General features: G+C 71.9%; 19 protein-coding genes. 11 read left to right on the forward strand and 8 right to left on the reverse strand.

Annotated features, from left to right (window positions below; genetic code table 11):
- Positions 1 to 435: 435 nt before the first annotated feature.
- Positions 436 to 1413, forward strand: a complete 978-nt coding sequence (locus tag ABZY57_RS16100) for a sigma-70 family RNA polymerase sigma factor (protein ID WP_356512265.1) — start codon at positions 436 to 438, stop codon at positions 1411 to 1413.
- A gap of 142 nt (positions 1414 to 1555) precedes the next feature.
- Here the strand turns inward: ABZY57_RS16100 and ABZY57_RS16105 are convergent, their stop codons facing one another.
- A complete protein-coding gene (locus ABZY57_RS16105) occupies positions 1556 to 2518 on the reverse strand; it encodes a YafY family protein (RefSeq protein ID WP_356512267.1) in 963 nt (320 codons plus the stop codon).
- A gap of 254 nt (positions 2519 to 2772) precedes the next feature.
- Between ABZY57_RS16105 and ABZY57_RS16110 the strand changes: the two genes are divergently transcribed.
- The 3 genes from ABZY57_RS16110 (at position 2773) to pfkB (ending at position 6037) form a co-directional block, all read left to right on the forward strand.
- The gene (locus ABZY57_RS16110; protein ID WP_356512299.1) at positions 2773 to 4176 is read left to right on the forward strand and encodes an MFS transporter; all 1404 of its coding nucleotides are present in this window, start codon (positions 2773 to 2775) and stop codon (positions 4174 to 4176) included.
- A gap of 149 nt (positions 4177 to 4325) precedes the next feature.
- Entirely contained in the window at positions 4326 to 5087 is a 762-nt protein-coding gene (locus tag ABZY57_RS16115; protein ID WP_356512269.1) for a DeoR/GlpR family DNA-binding transcription regulator, read from the forward strand.
- On the forward strand, positions 5084 to 6037 hold the full coding sequence (gene pfkB, locus ABZY57_RS16120; RefSeq protein ID WP_356512271.1) for a 1-phosphofructokinase: 954 nt from the start codon (positions 5084 to 5086) through the stop codon (positions 6035 to 6037). Before ABZY57_RS16115 ends, pfkB begins: the two co-directional genes overlap by 4 nt.
- 31 nt (positions 6038 to 6068) lie before the next feature.
- Here the strand turns inward: pfkB and ABZY57_RS16125 are convergent, their stop codons facing one another.
- A complete protein-coding gene (locus ABZY57_RS16125) occupies positions 6069 to 6839 on the reverse strand; it encodes a DUF6227 family protein (RefSeq protein ID WP_356512273.1) in 771 nt (256 codons plus the stop codon).
- 192 nt (positions 6840 to 7031) lie between these two features.
- Here ABZY57_RS16125 and ABZY57_RS16130 point away from each other — a divergent pair, with 192 nt between their 5' ends.
- Positions 7032 to 7673, forward strand: coding sequence for a vitamin K epoxide reductase family protein (locus tag ABZY57_RS16130; RefSeq protein WP_356512275.1), 642 nt, complete (start codon positions 7032 to 7034; stop codon positions 7671 to 7673).
- Between the two features lie 142 nt (positions 7674 to 7815).
- Here the strand turns inward: ABZY57_RS16130 and ABZY57_RS16135 are convergent, their stop codons facing one another.
- A complete protein-coding gene (locus ABZY57_RS16135) occupies positions 7816 to 8226 on the reverse strand; it encodes a rodlin (protein WP_356512277.1) in 411 nt (136 codons plus the stop codon).
- 281 nt (positions 8227 to 8507) lie between these two features.
- On the opposite strand from ABZY57_RS16135, the gene ABZY57_RS16140 reads away from it, so the two are divergent.
- Positions 8508 to 9080 carry a hypothetical protein gene (locus tag ABZY57_RS16140; RefSeq protein ID WP_356512279.1) on the forward strand — a complete coding sequence of 191 codons (573 nt, stop codon included), beginning with the start codon at positions 8508 to 8510 and terminating at the stop codon, positions 9078 to 9080.
- Between the two features lie 156 nt (positions 9081 to 9236).
- Entirely contained in the window at positions 9237 to 9476 is a 240-nt protein-coding gene (locus ABZY57_RS16145) for a chaplin (RefSeq protein WP_356512281.1), read from the forward strand.
- An 85-nt stretch (positions 9477 to 9561) separates the two neighbouring features.
- On the opposite strand, the gene ABZY57_RS16150 is transcribed toward ABZY57_RS16145, so the two are convergent.
- The 5 genes from ABZY57_RS16150 to ABZY57_RS16170 all read right to left on the reverse strand — a co-directional run bounded on the left by ABZY57_RS16150 (position 9562) and on the right by ABZY57_RS16170 (position 12611).
- Positions 9562 to 9909 carry a hypothetical protein gene (locus ABZY57_RS16150; RefSeq protein WP_356512283.1) on the reverse strand — a complete coding sequence of 116 codons (348 nt, stop codon included), beginning with the start codon at positions 9907 to 9909 and terminating at the stop codon, positions 9562 to 9564.
- A 176-nt stretch (positions 9910 to 10085) separates the two neighbouring features.
- Entirely contained in the window at positions 10086 to 11243 is a 1158-nt protein-coding gene (locus ABZY57_RS16155) for a chaplin (protein WP_356512285.1), read from the reverse strand.
- Between the two features lie 121 nt (positions 11244 to 11364).
- Positions 11365 to 11598, reverse strand: coding sequence for a chaplin (locus ABZY57_RS16160; RefSeq protein ID WP_356512287.1), 234 nt, complete (start codon positions 11596 to 11598; stop codon positions 11365 to 11367).
- Positions 11599 to 11828: 230 nt separating this feature from the next.
- Positions 11829 to 12239, reverse strand: a complete 411-nt coding sequence (locus tag ABZY57_RS16165) for a rodlin (protein WP_112451357.1) — start codon at positions 12237 to 12239, stop codon at positions 11829 to 11831.
- A gap of 117 nt (positions 12240 to 12356) precedes the next feature.
- On the reverse strand, positions 12357 to 12611 hold the full coding sequence (locus ABZY57_RS16170) for a chaplin (RefSeq protein ID WP_356512289.1): 255 nt from the start codon (positions 12609 to 12611) through the stop codon (positions 12357 to 12359).
- Positions 12612 to 12713: 102 nt separating this feature from the next.
- On the opposite strand from ABZY57_RS16170, the gene ABZY57_RS16175 reads away from it, so the two are divergent.
- The 4 genes from ABZY57_RS16175 to ABZY57_RS16190 form a co-directional block, all read left to right on the forward strand.
- Positions 12714 to 13919: a DUF3344 domain-containing protein gene (locus ABZY57_RS16175; RefSeq protein ID WP_356512291.1), complete on the forward strand. Its 1206-nt coding sequence runs from the start codon at positions 12714 to 12716 to the stop codon at positions 13917 to 13919.
- A 19-nt stretch (positions 13920 to 13938) separates the two neighbouring features.
- A complete protein-coding gene (locus ABZY57_RS16180; RefSeq protein ID WP_356512293.1) occupies positions 13939 to 15150 on the forward strand; it encodes a glycosyltransferase in 1212 nt (403 codons plus the stop codon).
- Positions 15151 to 15152: 2 nt separating this feature from the next.
- Complete coding sequence (locus ABZY57_RS16185) at positions 15153 to 16730, forward strand: sugar transferase (protein ID WP_356512301.1); 1578 nt, start codon at positions 15153 to 15155, stop codon at positions 16728 to 16730.
- 3 nt (positions 16731 to 16733) lie between these two features.
- A partial coding sequence (locus ABZY57_RS16190) for an O-antigen ligase family protein (RefSeq protein WP_356512295.1) occupies positions 16734 to 18157 on the forward strand: 1424 nt, incomplete at its 3' end.

The following is an 18157-nucleotide window of genomic DNA, read 5'->3' on the forward strand; positions in this document are numbered from 1 at the left end:
CATGCCGCACGTTCACTCGGACGGGGAGATCGTCGCCGGCCGAGGCAACCGGAAGCCGCCGGAGGCCGTCTCCTGGGGTGGGAGTGCAACCCGGGACGGCGCTGTTCCGGGAGTGGAAACGGCCCTGTCAAGTGTGACGCTGGTCTCACCCGCGCGCTGGTCGCGCCGGCCCGCCCGGCCTCCGGGGCCGGTCGCCATCCCCGCCCTGACCTGCACCTCTTCGAGTCCGATGGCATCGCCGATCCGCCCGGACCCGGTGGTGGCGGGGCAGGATACTGCAAGATCTCGGAAAAGAGGGAGCGACGTGGGAATTCTGTCCCGATTCCAGTCGTTGTTTCCTTCGGAAGCGGGCACTCGGGAGAGTGTCCAGGCAGCCGAACCAGCGCAGCCGAACCACCGCACCACCGCGACCGAACTCATCGCAAGGGAGCACGCATGGCAACCCGCGCCGTCGCCCGTCGTCAGTCCACGAGCAGCGCTCGCGCTGTGGGCGGGGAGATCGCAGACCGCGACCTGGTCGGCATGTACCTGGACGAGATCGCGCGCACACCGCTACTCGACGCGGCCAAGGAAGTGGAGCTCTCGCAGATCATCGAGGCGGGCGTGTACGCCCAGCAGATCCTCGACGGCGCGATAGAGCGCACGGGCAAGAAGCCCTCCCAGGAGGAGCTCGAAGTCCTGGCCTCCGAGGGCGAGCGGGCCAAGGAAGTCTTCATCCGCTCCAACCTCCGCCTGGTCGTCGCCGTGGCCCGCCGCTACCCGCGCAGCGGGCTGCCGCTCCTCGACCTCATCCAGGAGGGCAACGCCGGCCTGGTCCGCGCGGTGGAGAAGTTCGACTACGCCAAGGGCTTCAAGTTCTCCACGTACGCCACGTGGTGGATCCGCCAGGCGATCACCCGCTCCATCGCCGACCAGTCCCGCACCATCCGCCTGCCCGTCCACCTGGTGGAGGAGCTCGGCCGGATCCGCCGGGTCCAGCGCGAGTTCAACCGCGAGAACGGCCGGGACCCGGAGCACGCGGAGATCGCCGCCGAGCTGGACACGACGGAAAAGCGCGTCGGAGACGTCCTGGACTGGGCGCGCGATCCGGTCAGCCTGAACATGGGCGTCGACGAGGACGGCGACACGCAGTTCGGCGACCTGCTGGAAGACACCTCGGCCATCTCCCCGGAGCAGTCCGTCCTCTCGCTGCTGCGCAGCGAGGAGCTGGAGGACCTGCTGGGCAAGCTGGACCAGCGAACCGCGTCGATCATCAAGATGCGTTACGGCATTGACGACGGTCGGGAGCGTACGCTGACGGAGGTCGGCAAGCAGCACGGGCTGACCCGCGAGCGGATCCGCCAGATCGAGAAGCACGCGCTGCTCGAACTGAAGCGCATGGCCCGCGACACCGGCTTCGACGCGGTGGCGTAACCCCAAGAACGAGCCCCCGGTGCCTATCCCCCCCAGGCGCCGGGGGCTCCCTTGTGTCCCGGGCCCGGCCCCGCCGGCGTTCGAGGCGCGGAGCCCGGGGAGGGGTGGAAGGGCGGGTAGGGGGCAGCCCCGCAGGCCCCCGCTACGACCCCGCCGCCCCCATCAGCCGCGCACCCAGCGCCCGCGCCGCCTCGACCAGGGCGCCGGGCCCGTGCACGGTGAACGGCACCCCCGCCAGCGCCATCCGGGCCACCAGCCACTCGGGCGAGTCCGCGGAATCGAACCGCACCCGTACCCCGGCACCCTCCGCGCCGCCCCCGGGCACGGGCTCCGCGAACTCCCGCACCCACTCCGGCAGCCCCACCGCCTCCGCGAAGGTGACGTCGACCCGGTACGTCGACTCCCCGCCCCGCAGTCCGCGCCGCACGAAGTCCACGGCGTCCATCGGCAGCTCCCGCCCCACGAACCTCGCCCCCGTCGCGTACGGCTCGCTCATCCGGTCCACCCGGAAGGTCCGCCAGTCCCCGCGCTCCATGTCGTAGGCCACGAGGTACCACCGGCTCCCGGTGCTGACCAGCCGGTACGGCTCCACCAGCCGCCGCGATGCCACTCCGTCCCGCGCCCGGTAGGCGAACCGCAGCCGCTCCGGCCCGGCCACCGCCGAGGCGATCGCCGTCAGCGTCCGCGGATCCACGCTCGCCCCGTCGCCCCGCGCCACCGCGACCGTCGCCGACTGCAGCGCGCTCACCCGCCGCCGCAGCCGCCCGGGCAGGACCTGCTCCAGCTTCGCGAGGGCGCGTACGGAGGCCTCCTCCACCCCCTCGATCGCATGCCCGGCCCCCGCCCGCAGCCCCACCGCGATGGCGACGGCCTCCTCGTCGTCCAGGACGAGCGGCGGCATCGCGGCGCCCGCCACCAGCCGGTAGCCGCCCTCCGCACCCAGCGTGGCCTCCACCGGGTACCCCAGCTCCCGCAGCCGGTCGATGTCGCGCCGGATCGTGCGGGCACTCACCCGCAGTCGCTCGGCCAGCTCGCTCCCGGGCCACTCGCGCGGAGTCTGGAGCAGGGAGAGCAGGGAGAGGAGGCGGGCCGGGGTATCGGTCATGGTTCAAAGGTGCCAGCCAAATAGGACACCAACTGACCTATATGCCGTCTAGGTTTCTCCTCATGAGCACCGAGACGACCCAGTCATCGCCCGAAGGAAAGAACGGGCCCGTACAAGAAGAGCGGACCGACCCTCCCGCAGAGACCACCCCGATCAGCAAGACCGGCGGCGCCGCCGCACTCAGCGAGGCCGGTGAGGCCGGCGAGGCAGCGGCCCCCGCCGACCGCCGCCGCTGGATCGCGCTCGCCATCGTGATGACCGCCGCCTTCATGGACCTGGTCGACGTCACGATCGTCAACATCGCGATACCCCGGATGCGCGAGGACCTCGGCGCCTCCACCAGCGCCATCCAGTGGATCACCGCGGGCTACGCCCTCGCCTTCGCCGCCGGCCTGATCACCGGTGGCCGTCTCGGTGACATCTACGGCCGCAAGCGCCTCTTCCTCATCGGCATATCCGGCTTCACCGCGGCCTCGCTGCTCTGCGGTCTCGCCCCCAGCCCCGACGTGCTCGTCGCCGCCCGCATCCTCCAGGGCGGCATGGCGGCCATGATGGTCCCGCAGGTGCTCGCGATCATCCACGTCACCTTCCCGCCGCACGAGCGCGGCAAGGTCTTCGGACTCTTCGGCGCGATCATCGGCCTCGGCGCCGTCTCGGGCCCGATGCTCGGCGCACTGCTCACCGAGTGGAACCTCCTCGGCCTCGAATGGCGCCCGATCTTCCTGATCAACCTGCCCGTCGGCATCGCCGGCGTGATCCTGGGCCGCAAGTTCATCTCCGAGTCCAAGGCCCCCAAGGCGCTGCGCCTGGACCTGGTGGGCGTCGTGCTCGCCACCCTCGCCCTGGTTATGCTGATCTTCCCGCTCACGCACGGCCGCGAGAACGACTGGCCGGTGTGGGGCTTCGTCTGCATGATCGCCTCGCCGCTCGTCTTCGGCGTCTTCATCGCCTACGAGAAGCACAAGATCCAGAAGGACGGCTCCCCGCTCGTCGAGCTCTCCCTCTTCAAGGTCAAGAGCTTCGCGGGCGGCATCGCCGTCCAGCTGACCTTCGGCATCGCGACCGGCATCTTCTTCCTGGTCTGGACGCTCTACATGCAGATGGGCCTCGGCTGGAGCGCCCTGAAGGCCGGCTCCACCGGCATCCCGTTCTCGATCGCCGTCTCGGCCGCCGCGGGCATGTCCGTACAGAAGCTCGTCCCGCGCTTCGGCCGCAAGGTACTCCAGGCCGGCGCGCTGGTGATGGCAGCGGGCGTACTCCTCTACATCTGGGAGTCGGACCGCTACGGCATGGGCATCACCTCCTGGCAGATGGCGGCCCCGCTGATCGTCATGGGCGCCGGCATGGGCCTGATCATCGCCCCGCTGACCGACACCGTGCTCTCCGAGGTGCCGCGCGAGCACGCCGGCTCGGCTTCCGGGCTGATCAACACCACCGGCCAGATGGGCAACGCGCTGGGCCTCGGCCTGACCTCGGTCGTCTACTTCGGCTTCATCGAGGACGACCGGCTCTTCGGCCCGCCCTACGTCGACGCGTTCCACCACGCGATGTGGTGGGTCGTGGCCGTCCTGGTCGTGATCTTCTCCGTGATGTTCATGCTGCCGCGCAAGGCCGTTCCCATGGCCGAGCGCGAGGGCGGCGCGGAGTACGCCGGCTAGGACCGCTGGTACCGCACGCCTGCGCACCGCACGGACGGGCATGTCTGCTTCTGTTGGCAGACATGCCCGTTTGTTTTGTTTTCGCTAGCAAACGGGCGTACGATCCAAGAGAATCCACAGAGTCGGGCATCGAACGGACCTGAAACCATATGTACGGACCGGAGCGCCAGCAGGAGATCCTCCGTCTCGCCCGCGAGGCGGGCCGCGTGGACGTCCTGTCCCTGGCCGACCGGTTCCAGGTCACGGCCGAGACCGTGCGCCGCGACCTCAAGGCCCTGGACCGGGCCGGGCTCGTACGCCGGGTGCACGGCGGTGCCATACCGGCCGGCCGCCTGGACTTCGAGCCGGACCTCACTGAGCGCGAGGCCACCGCGGCCGACGAGAAGGACCGCATCGCGGCTGCCGCCCTCGCCGAACTCCCCGACGGCGGCAGCATCGTCCTCGACGCGGGCAGCACCGTGGCCCGCCTGGCGGCCGCCATCCCCGTCGATACGGCGCTCACCGTGGTCACCCACGCGCTGCCCGTCGCCGCCCGGCTCGCCGACCACGCCGGCATCGACCTCCACTTCGTCGGAGGCCGGGTCCGCCACCGCACCCGCGCCGCGGTCGACGCGTGGGCGCTGAGGGCCTACGCCGAGATCCGCGCCGACGTCCTCTTCCTCGCGACGAACGGCTTCACGGCCGAGGGCGGCCTGACCACCCCCGACCTCGCCGAGGCCGCCGTCAAGCGGGCCGCGGTGGCGGCCGCCCGCCGCGTCGTCCTCCTCGCCGACTCCGCGAAGGCGGGCCGGGAACACCTCGCCCGCTTCGGCTCCTTCGCCGACGTCGACCTCCTCATCACGGACAAGGGGCTCAGCCCCGCCCACAAGGCGGCGATCGAGGCCGCCGGTACGGAAGTTGTGCTCGTATGATCCTCACCGTCACCCCCAACCCCTCCCTCGACCGGACCTACGAGGTCCCCTCGCTGGACCGCGGCGAGGTGCTCCGCGCGAGCGGCGACCGGGTGGACCCCGGGGGCAAGGGCGTGAACGTCTCCCGGGCGGTGGCCGCGGCGGGCGCCCGTACGACGGCGGTCCTGCCGCTCGGCGGCGCACCGGGCGCGATGATCGCCGAACTCCTCAGCGCCCAGGGCGTGGACGTCACTGCGGTCTCCATCGCAGGCCAGACCCGCTCCAACATCTCGCTCGCCGAACCGGACGGCACCCTCACCAAGATCAACGCAGCCGGCCCGGCCCTGACCGCCGCGGAATCGGCGCTCCTCCTGGAAACGGTCCGCACCTGCTCGGGCGGCGCCGCCTGGATCGCCTGCTGCGGCAGCCTGCCGCGCGGCATCGGCCCCGAGTGGTACGCCGACATCGTGACCCGGGCCCACGCGGCGGGCATCCGCATCGCCCTGGACACCTCCGGTCCGGCGCTGCTCGCGGCGCTGCCGGCCCGCCCGGACGTGATCAAGCCGAACGCCTCGGAACTCGCGGCCGCGGTGGGACGACCCCTGGCCACCCTCGGCGACGTGCTGAAGGCCGCGGAAGAACTGCGGTCGCTGGGCGCGGGCGCGGTCCTTGCCTCCCTCGGCGCGGACGGCCAGCTCCTGGTTTCCGAGGAGGGTGCCTCCTACGGCACGGCGGCCGTCTCCTCGGTCCGCAGCAACGTCGGCGCGGGCGACGCCGCCCTCGCAGGCTTCCTGATCGCGGGGGGTACGGGGCCTGCGGCCCTGGCCTCCGCCCTGGCCCACGGCGCGGCCGCGGTCCAGCTTCCCGGCAGCGCCATGCCGGCCCCTTCCGACCTACGCCCCGACGCGGTCCACATCACGCAGGACCCGCCCCTGGACCTCCCTCTGTCCGAAACGGCCGACGGGCGATGAGCGCGCCGGCGCCGCCCGACCGCCGTCCCCGTCACCTCACCCGCGCACGGAGCTCCATGGCCCCGCGTGCGGCCGTTTCGGTCTCGTAGACCTCGCACATGTGCCGCCCGTCCGGCGTCACCGTGTGCTCGACCTCCCACAGGCTGAACTCGCTCCCGTCCAGCAGGACGAAGGAGTGCTGGTACAGGCTGAAGCCCGCGTCCCGCCCGTCCGCCAGACACTGCCGGGTGCCGAACACCTGCGTGATCTGGTGTGCGTAGGCCGACCGCAGCAGCAGGGCCACCCGCTCGCCCGGCCGGTCCGGGTTCTCCGCGCGGCGCAGCACCCGTCGGGCGTGGTCCGCGGACTCCTCCACCGCGTACTCGCGGTGCTGCCGGCCCGGGGCCGGATTGCCGAACAGCGCGCTGAGCACGGCGATGTCGCTGTCGGGTTCCTCCTCCACCGTCACCTCCACGAGGTCCCGGGCCACCTGCGAGGGGACCTCGCCGAAGAGCCGGGCCGCCGCGAGGCAGGTCTCCGCCTTGCTGGCGAAGACCTCGTACCGTATCGAGAGGTCGGCGTCCTGACGGTGGGCCAGCTCCCACAGCACCACGGAGTCGCCGTCGGACAGCAGGTAGGCGTGCCGGTGGATCTCCCGCCACGGTCCCGCCGCCGGACTGCGGCGGGTGGTGTGGAGCGAGGACCTGTGGGCGAGCGCCGTGCCGAGCCGCTCGATCAATTGGTCCGGCAGGTCGAAGGAGTTGAGGGCGCGGCCCAGGAGTCGATCGAGGTGCGCCTCGGTTGTCTCGTGTGGATCGCTCAAGGTGGGTCTCCAGGCCGTCGCAGCTTGTCACTTCGCGGAAGCTCAACGTAGCCCCTGGGTCTGACATCACGTCCGGGGTTCGGTAAAACGTCCGGGAAGAGTCAGGGGTTCCAGCCACCCCTTCAGGTCAACCTCCATGTCGATGAGCATGGTTGGGCCGGATACCGGGCACAAGGGCGGGAGCATGACCGTATGGCAACAAATACCGTGGGCGTCCCCCGCCAGCAGGGCCGGCCCCACAGCCGCAAGGACGCGGAACCGATCGCAGCCCCCCGTGCGCTGGCCTGGCTGCTGCTGCTCACCGGAGCCGCCGGAGTGCTGGCCGCCTGGGTCATCACCCTGGACAAGTTCCTGCTGCTGGAGAACCCGGACTTCAAGCCCGCGTGCAGTCTCAATCCGGTGGTCTCCTGCGGCAGCGTGATGAAGAGCGAGCAGGCGGCGGCCTTCGGCTTCCCGAACCCGATGCTGGGTCTGGTCACCTACGGGGCGGTCGTGTGCGTCGGCGCCGCCCTGCTGGCCGGGGCCCGCTATCGCGGCTGGTTCTGGCTCGGTCTGGCCGCCGGAATGCTCTTCGGCGTCGGATTCTGCTCCTGGCTCATGGTCCAGTCGCTCTACGAGATCAACGCGCTCTGCCTGTGGTGCTGCCTGACCTGGCTGGCCACCCTGTTGATGTTCTGGGCGGTCACCGCCCACACCGTCCGTACGGGGATCCTCCCCGCACCCGAGCCGGTACGGAATTTCTTCGCCGAGTTCGGCTGGGCCCCGCCCGTCCTGCACACCGGCGTGATCGGGATGCTGATCCTGACCCGGTGGTGGGACTTCTGGACCGGCTGAGTCCGCCGGACGACACGCGAGGGCCCCGGCAGCTGGACGCTGCCGGGGCCCTCGTCACTTCACACCGCTTCTTCGAACGCATCGCTCCACGGGCGCCGTGTCTGTGGACCACGGGTCCCGGACCGTAGATCGGGAGCGGAGATCAGCTGCCGGCGGAGGCGTTGCCCGAGAGGACCGGGATGTTGCTGAGGATGTGCGAGAGCGGCTCGTCGCCCTTGGCCTGGGTGGAGTTCTCGGTGCACTGCTGGTTCTGCGGGTTGGACAGGACGTTGATGTCCTGGACACCGACGTTGACCAGCGCGACCAGGGACTGGGCGTTGACCTTGGCCGGCAGACCGATGCAGGGCTTGTTCAGGGTGCCCTGGACGACGCCGAGCTGCGGGCTCATGGCACCGTGCGTCTTCTGGTTGCCGTACGCCTGCACGGCGCCGTTCCCGTTGACGGTGTTGATCCCGTTGTCGTTGCCGATCGCCATGGCGGGGGCGGCAGCAGCAGCGCCCGCGCCGACGGCGGCGGCGGTGACCGCGGCAGCAGTCATGATCTTCTTGAACATTTTGATCCTTTTGTCGCACGAGTGCCCGCTAGTGGAGCGCCCTGATCAACTGCCTTCGCGGAGGGTTGGTTCTGCTGCTTCACTCAAACGGCCTGTCTGTGGGCAGGTTTTCCCCGGCTGGGGTGAGCCGCCCCCGGATACGTGCGCGAAGCCCGTACGCACCCCGCAGCGGGGTGCGGGGCCCCGCGCTCGTGTTGCGCTCCGTAGAACACGTTCGCACGGTGGGTAAGGAGGCGGATCGCTCGGGTCCGCTTCCTGAGCGACCACGAGAAGGAACACCCATGCACCGCACCAAGGCCTCCCGCATCCGCGTCCTCGTCCCGTCGGCCCTGGCGGTCGTCATACTCACCGGCGCGGCAGCTCCCGCGGGCGCCGCAGAAGGTGCAGGTGCCGCCGCGAACCGCGTGGCGGCTGCCCAGGAGGAGATCAACGAGAGGGTGGCGGCGGCGGGTCCCGTCGAAGACGCCCTCGCCGCGGTCTCCAAGATCCTGGCGGACCTGACGAAGAGCCTGGGCAGCCTGCTCCCGGGGATCAAGATCCCCGAGATCAAACTGCCCGCGCTCCCGGCCCTGCCGCAGATCCCTGCACTTCCCGCGCTGCCCGCGATCCCCGGGGTCCCCGACCTCCCGCTTCCGGAGATCCCCGCCGCCCCGGTCCCCGAGGTCCCCGGGGTTCCGGCGCTCCCGGTCTCCGAACCCGCGGCCCCGCCCGCGGGCGCGGCGCCCGCTGTGCCGGCGGCACCTGCAGTACCCGCAGTACCGGCAGTACCCGCGGCACCCGCAGTACCTGCGGCACCCGGCACGCCTGCGGGCCTGCTCCCGGGTATGCCGTCGTTCGCCGGGTTCCTTCCGTAGGGACCCGGATCCGTACGCGGATCCGCACGCGGTTACGACTATTGGGCTGAACAGGTCTGATCGCGTGCGGAACCGTGTCGTCTGGGAAGGTGGACCGTTTCGCTCGATGTGAGCCCCGGCATCGGGGCAGAACATCGAAGAGAAGGTGCACTTCCCATGAACACTGCCAAGAAGGCCGCCCTGGTCCTGGCCACCGCTGGTCTCGCCGCGGCCGGTGCCGCAGGCTCCGCTATGGCCGACTCGAAGGCTGAGGGCGCGGCCGTGGGTTCCCCCGGTGTCCTCTCGGGCAACCTGGGACAGGTCCCGGTCCACATCCCCGTCAACGTCTGCGGCAACTCCGTGAACGTGATCGGCGCCCTGAACCCGGCGTTCGGCAACGTCTGCGTCAACGACTGACGTTCGACGCACCACGCGACTGTGGGCGCCACCGGCGAGGCCGGGGGCGCCCACAGTCGTGTCGGCGGGAGAACGGGCCGGACCGTCAGTGCGTGCTGCCGCCGTTGAGCTTCACTCCGCCGAGCAGCGGCGAGGCCTGGGTGGCCCCGTTGGCGAGGCTCATCACCTCGGCCGGAGCGTCGTTGCGGACCTCGTTGACCTTCTGGACGGTGGACACGACCTTGTGGACGCTCTCGCCCTGCTCGGCCAGGCCGTTGCCCACGGTCTGCGGCAGCGCCGCCGATACGGGGTTCACCGAGTCGGTGACCGCCGTCAGCCCGCTCGTCAGGCTCATGGGGACGGCCGGCGCCTCGGTGGCGGCGAAGGCGGGAGAGGTGGCGCCGAGGGCGGCGACGGAGCCGACGACGACTGCGGCGACCTTCGAGAGCTTCATTGTCAAAATCCTCTTCTAGGGGTGGCCAATGGCGACCAGTGGCGACCGTCGCGCCACTTTCGACCTGGTTAACGATTCCCCGGCGCCACGGAAACGCGGAACCGAACACGGCAACGGCCGGAGAATCCGACAAGGGACTCTCCGGCCGATATTATTTCTGATTACCGTTATTGCCGTCAGGCGGCGTTACGGGACCTGCGGTACAGAATGGCGCCGCCCAGGATGAGGGCCGAGGCCAGGGCCGCGGCTCCTGCGGGCTGCCCGGCGCCGGTCGCTGCCAGTTCCTGCCGCGCGGGGGCCGCCGCGACGGGGACGGCTTCGGGGGCGGGTGCCGGCGCGGGGAGCGGTGCCGGGGCGGGTGCCGGGGCGGGGAGCGGTGCAGGGGGAAGCTCGACGGGCAGGTCACCGGCGGGTGCCGCCGGCGGCTGGTCGGCCGGGGGCACTACCGGCGCCGGGTGCTCCACGACCTGGCTGCCGTGCGGGGGCATCGGCGCGGGAGCCTCCACGACGGGCGCCGGAGCGGGGAGCGTGTGCGGAGCCTCCTCCACTACGGGCGCGGGGGCCGGCGCCGGAAGCGGCTGCGGGGCCTCCTCGACCGGCGCCGGTACGGGGGCAGGGGCCGGAACGGGCTCCGGCAGCGGCGGCGCGGGTACCTGCTCCACCGGCGGGGGAGCGGGCGCCGGAGCGGGCACCGGGTGCTCCGCCTCGGGCGCGGGCAGCGGCTTCGGCGCGGGGGGTGCGTGCTGCGGCCGCGGCTCGGGATTTTCCGGGGCGGGGTGGTCGTCGCACTCCTCCTCGCCGTGGTCTCCGTAGCCGCCCTGCGGCCCGGGTCCGTGGTCCTCGTGGCCGCTCTGCGGCCCGGGCCCGTGGTCTCCGTAGCCGCCGGGCTGCTCGGGTCCGTGGTCTCCGTAGCCGCCGGGCCGCTCGGGTCCGTGGTCTCCGTAGCCGCCCTGCTCGTGCCGGTCCTCGCGCTCCTCGTGCTCGTCGCGCCCGGGCCCCTGGTCGACGTAGCGACGGACCTGCTCCGCCTGCTGCGGGCTGAGGTAGCGCTCGTAGTCGTGCCCGGCGTCGGAGCCGGTCGTGGTGGCGCAGTTGTTGCCCATGGCGGGGTTGAGGCCCGCCCCGGCGTCCACGGTGTTGCCGCACACGTTCGGCGTGAAGGTGATCGGTACCGAGACGCTGTTGCCGGCCAGCACCCCCGGTGAACGGGAGGCCTCGGCCATCGCCCCGGGTTGCGCGTAGGCCGCGCCGGTCGCGATCGACAGCAGACTCGACGCGGCGGCCGCGGTGAGCACCCCCTTGCCCAGTACCTGTCGGCTCAGTACCTGTCGCATGGGTCCTTCCCTGTCTACCGGCCCTGCGGCCGGTGCTGAATCGAAGGTGGCCTCGGAGTGCACCGCCGTGCACTCCGAGGCCACCCCGAGGAGGTCTGCCCTTGCGGGCACAGGCGCTTCGTCAGGCGTTGACGCAGGTGTTGCCGAACGCGGGGTTCAGCAGCGCGATGACGTTGACGGTGTTGCCGCAGACGTTGACCGGGACGTGCACCGGGACCTGGAGCAGGTTGCCGGACAGGACGCCCGGGGAGCCGACGGCCGCGCCCTCAGCCGCCGAGTCGGCCATGGCGGGGGAGGCGGCACCGGCTGCCATGAGAATGCCGGCGGCCAGCACCACTGCCTTCTTGTACGTCATTTGTTTTCGTTTCCTTCCCGCAGAGGTCTATCCGCTGCAGAATTAACAACGAGTGGGCCCGGGAAAAGAAACCGGGGATTTTTGGACGCTGCCGGCCAATTCACTCAGATGCTCGTGCGTCCTGAATTGTGGCCGGATTCATACCAGTCCCTATTAGGGTCCCGACATGCGGCGGGGCCGCCGCGACCCGAAGGTGCGACGGCCCCACTGGCGCGGTGCGCGGGGTGCTGTCAGCTGCCGGCGGAGGCGTTGCCGGACAGGACCGGGATGTTGCTGAGGATGTGCGAGAGAGCCTCGTCGCCCTTGGCCTGGGTGGAGTTCTCGGTGCACTGCTGGTTCTGCGGGCTGGACAGGACCGGGATGTCCTGGACGCCGACGTTGACCAGAGCCAGCACGGACTGGACGTTGGCCTTGGCGGGCAGGGCGATGCAGGGCTTGTTGAACGAGCCCTGGATGAGCGCCATCTGCGGGCTCATGTTGCCGTACGTGGCCTGGTTGCCGTAGATCTGCGAGGCCCCGTTGCCGTTCACGGTGTTGATGCCGTGGTCGTTGCCGATGGCCATGGCCTGCGGGGCCATGGCGGCACCCAGACCGACGAACGAGGCGGCAACCGCTGCGCCGGCCGCAAACTTCTTGATCATGATGGTCCCTTTTTTGCAGGATTGCCCGGTACTCAAGCACCCGGATCAACGGCGCAACCCCGGTTCGGGATGCGTGTGTTCACTCGGATGCCGAAGTTTCGGGCGCCACGGTTGACGTCAGGCGTTGACGCAGGTGGTGCCGAACGCGGGGTTAAGCAGGGCGATCACGTTCACGGTGTTGCCGCAGACGTTGACCGGGACGTGGACCGGGACCTGGAGCAGGTTGCCGCTCAGGACGCCGGGGGAGCCGCCCGCGAAGCCGTCCGCCGTCGCGCCGTCGCCGCCGTGTGCGGAGGCGAGGCCTGCGCCGCCCATCAGCAGCGCGGTGCTCGCGACCGCCAGGGTGGTGCCGCGCACCAGCCTCTTCTTCATCTCCGTTTTTCCTTTCCGTTCGAACAATGGTGCAACCCATAACGACCCGCCCGTCTCCAGGGTGCGTGTTATCGCCCAAAAGGCCGTACGAGCGAGTCCGGCGTGATTTCCCTCCGGACTTCTGACAAAGTTCACTCCTGTTTTGTCCCCTTGATCGAAAATGGAGACAGGGTCATGGGTTCCTCCCGCAGAATCCTCGGCGCGCTCGGTCTGCTGTCCTGCCTCACGCTTTCGGTGAACGCTCCGCTTGCCAGTGCGACGGCCGGTGCCGCCGCCGCCCCGCCGGGCGTGCGGGGTCCGCTGGTCAAGGAGGCGCCCCGGGTGCCCTTCACCCAGCGCTACCAGGCGGTGCAGCACGGCGGCCTGGTCCGGGCCTCGAACTCGTCCATCGGCTGTCGCAGGGTGGAGTCCGAGCAGGCCGAGCCGTGTGCGGCGGTCAACAAGGGTGCGGCCGGGACCAACGGCGACTACGAGATGTTCTACGACGAGGTCGACAAGGACCCGGACACCTACAACTCCACCCGGGCCGAGCTCAAGGTCCCGGCGGGCGCGAAGGTCTCGTACGCCCGGCTGTACTGGGGCGGGAACCTGCGGGTCGGGGAGCAGAAGCCGCCGGAGGACAACGGCCGCGTGCTCGTCGCCGAGCCGGGCGGCGCGTACAAGGAAGTCCTGGCCGACACGGCGATCGGGCACCGCAGCGATGCGGCCGGCGATGCCTACCAGGCCTCCGCCGACGTGACCCCGCTGGTCCGCAAGGGCGGGGCGGGGATGTGGACGGTGGCCCAGCTGAACATCGCCATGGGGCACTCGGACATGGGTGCCTGGGGCGGCTGGACCCTGGTGGTGGCCTACGAGCACCCGCAGGAGCCGGTGCGCAGGGTCTCGATCTGGGACGGCTTCGACGGGCTGGCCGCGGGGGCCGGCGATGCGGCGGGCGAGACGGTGGAGGTCACCGGCCTGGACGCGGCGCCCGGCGCGCAGGGGCGGGCCGGGGTGGTCGCGTACGACGGCGACCGCGGAACGCTCGGGGATTCACTCACGGTGACCGCCGACAGCGGGCGCCGGGTCAGCCTCAGTGACGGAGAAAATCCTTTTAATGATGTTATGAATTCCACGATCACGGAATTCGGAGATCACTCGTTCGTGCGACAGCCCGAACATATGAATAACCTCGGATATGACGCGGACGTGTTCGATCTGAGCCCCGCCCTGTCCGGTGGCGCCCGCAGCCTGACCTTCGGGTTCACGGGTGAAAAGCAGGGTCATTTCCTCGGTGTGCTCTTCGTTCAGACAGACGCGCGCCGCTGAACGCAGGAGACCACTCCACGTGCCGACACAGCCTCCTTCTTCCTCTTCCCTTTCTCCCTCCCCCTCCCGGCCTCCGGTCGTCCTCCACCTCGTCCAGCCGGTCGAGGGCGGGGTCGCCCGCGTCGTCGTCGACCTCGTACGCGCCCAGTCCGCGGCCGGCATGCGCACCTACGTCGGCTGTCCGCGCGGCGGACAGCTCGCGGACGCCGCCCGCGAGGCCGGGGCCGAGGTGCTCACCTGGCGTGCCGGTCGGGCTCCCGGGCCGGGACTGGCCGCCGAAGTGCTCGGCGCGCGCCGCCTGTTCGGCCGCGTCCGGCCCGACATCCTGCACGCCCACAGCGCCAAGGCCGGACTCGCCGGGCGGCTCGCCGTGCGCGGGGCCGTCCCGACCGTCTTCCAGCCGCACGCCTGGTCCTTCGACGCCGTGGGCGGGGCCACCGCCGCGCTCGCGCTGCGCTGGGAGCGCTTCGGGGCCCGTTGGGCCGACCGGGTGCTCTGCGTCAGCGAGGCCGAACGCCGCACCGGCGAGGCCGAGGGGATCGCGGCCCGCTGGTCGGTGATCCGCAACGGCGTCGACCTCGGCCACTTCTGCCCCGGGGGCCCGGACCCCGCCCTGGACAAGGCCCGGTCGCGCGCCGAACTACCGCTGCCCGCCGCCTTCCAGGGGGACGGGCCGCTCGCCGTCTGCGTCGGCCGGATCTGCCAGCAGAAGGGGCAGGACATCCTGCTGCGTGCCTGGCCGGAGCTGCTCGGAGCCGTTCCCGGGGCCCGTCTCGTGCTCGTCGGGGACGGCCCCGACCTGGAACGGCTGCGCCGCGGAGCCCCGCCCTCCGTCCACTTCGCGGGGGCCGCCTTCGACATCCGGCCGTGGCTTCGGGCCGCCGATCTCGTTGTACTGCCGTCGCGGTGGGAAGGCATGGCGCTCGCCCCGCTCGAAGCCATGGCCTGTGGCCGCCCGGTTCTGGTCACCGACGTCAGCGGTGCCAGGGAGAGCCTCCCGCCCGGCCAGGGACGGCTGTGCCTGGTGGAACCGGAGGACCCGACGGCGCTGGCCAAGGCCCTGGGCGGGCTGCTCGCCGAGCCGCGGCTGCTCGCCGGCCTCGGGGAGCAGGCGGAGCGGCACGCGCGGATGGAATTCGACGTGCGGCGCACCACGGACGCGGTCACCGGTCTGTATCACGAACTGCTGGGCAGGCCCCGGCCCTTGAACCAGGAGCGCATCAGCCGATGACGATGGACAGCGCACCCGCCCGGCACACCGGGCAGGACGGCACGGGGCCCGCCGGCGGCATCACCGCCGCCACCGGCACGACGACCACCAGCGGCGCCGGCGCGACCAGTACGGTCACCGGCACCGCCGTCGGAGCCGGTGTCACCGCCGTCCGCCGTTCCGTGACCGCCATCCACCCCCCGCGCGGACCCAGGGCCGACCGTGCCCGGGCCACCGTACGGCCGGGGCGGGTGCGCCGCCGGGACGGGATCGCCCCGCTGCTGGCCGCCGACGCGTTCGCCGCCGTGGCGACCGTGGCGGCGCTGCCCGGAGCGGAGCTGCCCCTCGGGGCGGCCGCCCCCCTCGCCGTGGCCCTGGCCGCCCTGCACGCGCAGGCCGGGCTGTACCGGCCGCGGCTCGCCCCCTCCGCGATCCTCGACCTGCCCGCGCTCGCCGGGCGGGCCGCCGCGCTGTGGTGCGCGGCCGCCGCCGTGCTGGCCGCCGCCGCCCCGGGCGATGCCCTGGGCTGGGGCGCGCTGCTCGGCGCCGTCTGCGTCCAGGTCGTCCTGGCGTGCGCGGGCCGCGGCTGCGTCAACCAGCTCCGCCGTCGCACCCGCGCCCGCCGCCCCGCCTCCGCCCTGGTCGTGGGACCCGGCACCGGGGCGAGCGCGGTCGCCGCCGCCCTGCACGGGCGTCCCGAGTACGGACTGCGCCCCGTGGGGCTCGCGGACACCGGGCCCGCCGAGGAGGGGGCCGCGGGAGTGCCCGTACTCGCCACCCACGAGGACATCCGGCGGGCCGTCATCCAGAACTCCGTGCGGCACGCCGTCTTCACCCGCCCGCCCGAGGCGGACGAACGCACCGCCTCCCTGGTCCGGCTCTTCCACGACCACGGCTGCCGGCTCTGGCTCGCCGACCCGGCGGGCACCGCCAAGGTCACCGGGATGCGCGTCGCGCAGCCCGCCGACCAGCTCTGGGGGTACGCCGTCCAGCCGCTGCTGCCGCGTCCGGCCCGGCCGGTCGAGCGGTACGCGAAGCGGGTCATCGACTCCTCGCTCGCCTCGATCGCCCTGCTCGCCGCCGCCCCCGTGATGGGCGCCTGCGCGCTCGCCGTACGGCTCTCCGACGGGCCCGGGGTGATCTTCCGGCAGGAGCGGGTCGGCCTGTACGGACGCCCCTTCACCCTGCTGAAGTTCCGCACCCTGCGCGCCGACGCGCACGAGTCCGCCACCCGGTGGACGGTGGCCGGCGACTGCCGGATGAGCCCGATCGGCTCCTTCCTGCGCAAGTCCTCGCTGGACGAGCTGCCGCAGTTGTGGAACGTGGTCCGGGGTGACATGAGCCTGGTCGGTCCGCGCCCCGAACGGCCCTTCTTCGTGGCCAAGTTCAGCAGCGTGCACCCGGGGTACGAGGCGCGGCACCGGATGCCGGTCGGCATCACCGGCCTCGCCCAGATCAACGGGCTGCGCGGGGACACCTCCATCGAGGACCGGGCGCGCTTCGACAACCACTACATCGACACCTGGTCGCTGTGGCAGGACCTGTGGATCCTGGCCCGCACCGCGGCCTCCTTCTTCCGCTTCCGGCTGGGGGGCAGCTAAAGCATGAGCCTTGCCGCACCGACATCACCGACCTCATGGTCCTGCCCGGACACCGCCGATCTGCTGCGCCGGCACTGGCCGCTGCTGCCGCTCGCCGCGACCGTACTGGCCCTGCTGGTCCCCGTGCCGGCGGGTGACGCCACCGCCTCGGGGAAGGTCGGTCCGGCCGACGCCGCCTCGCTGCTGCTCGTGTTCGTCTGCGGGATCCAGGCCCTGCGGGGCCGGGTCCGGCCGCTGAGCCCGATGGGCGTGCTCCTCCTCGGCCTGCCCGCCGTCGGGCTCGCCGTCTCGACGGTGACCGCGGGGGACCCGTACGCGGCCCTGCCCGGGTTCGTGCGCTACCTCCAGGTGTTCGTGCTGGTCCCGGCGGCGATCGTGCTGCTGGTGCGCAGCGCCTCGGAGTTCCGGCTGGCCGCGGGGTGCTTCGTGGTGCTGGCACTGGTCCAGGGAGCGGTGGGCGTGGTGCAGTTCGCCACCCGCACCGGGGCCTCGTACCAGGGTGAGGACATCCGTGCCGTGGGCACCTTCGGACCCGGTGACGTCATGGGCATGGCCACGGTGGTGGCCTACGGCCTGGTCGTCGCGACGGCCGGCGCGCTCGCACCGGGCCTGCCGGCGCGGGTCCGGCGGGCCTCGGGCGCGGCGGCGCTGGTCCTGGTCCTGCCGCTGGTGCTGTCCTTCAGCCGGGGGGCGTGGATCGCGACCTTCGCCGCGGCCGGGCTGGTGATGGCCCTGGCCGGGATCCGGCGGGCCCTGAAGGTGCTCCTCGCGCTGGCCGCCGCCGGGGTGGTGCTCGTGGGCGGCTTCGGCGTCGGCTCGGCGATGGTCGCGGAGCGGCTGACCTCGATCACTCAGGTCTCCGACGCCCCCGACCAGTCGGTGACCGACCGCTACACGATGTGGGCCGCGGCCGGGTCGATGTGGCGCGAGCGGCCGGCGGTGGGGGTGGGGCTGAAGGGCTTCCCGGCCAACCGGGACTCGCACTCCGGGCTGGCGCTGTCCTCCGGCAGCGACACCGCGGGCGCGGGGCAGGGATACATCCGCCAGCCGCTGCTGTCCCCGCACAACATGTACCTGCTGGTGCTCAGCGAGCAGGGACTGATCGGGCTGATCGCCCTGGCGGGCGGCTGGCTGGCCCTGCTGGTGGCGGGTCTGCGGCGGTGCCTGTCGGGAACCTCCGCGGTGCGGGACTGCGGACTGGTCGCGATCGGGCTGCTCGTGTGGCAGCTCACCGACTTCCTGTACGCGGACATCGGGGGCCCGTCGACCGTGCTGACCGGAGTGATCATCGGCTTGGCGGCCTGGTGGGCGCTGCCCTCCGGGGGCAGGACGGGTGGGCTCGCCTCCGGCGTCCGCGTCCGCGTCCGGGATCATGCCCGTGGACGGGGTCGCGGCCGGGTCGCCGCGGCCGCCTCCGGGCGCGGGCC

It is taken from the genome of Streptomyces sp. NPDC006450 (genome assembly GCF_040612195.1).
Lineage (GTDB): Bacteria > Actinomycetota > Actinomycetes > Streptomycetales > Streptomycetaceae > Streptomyces.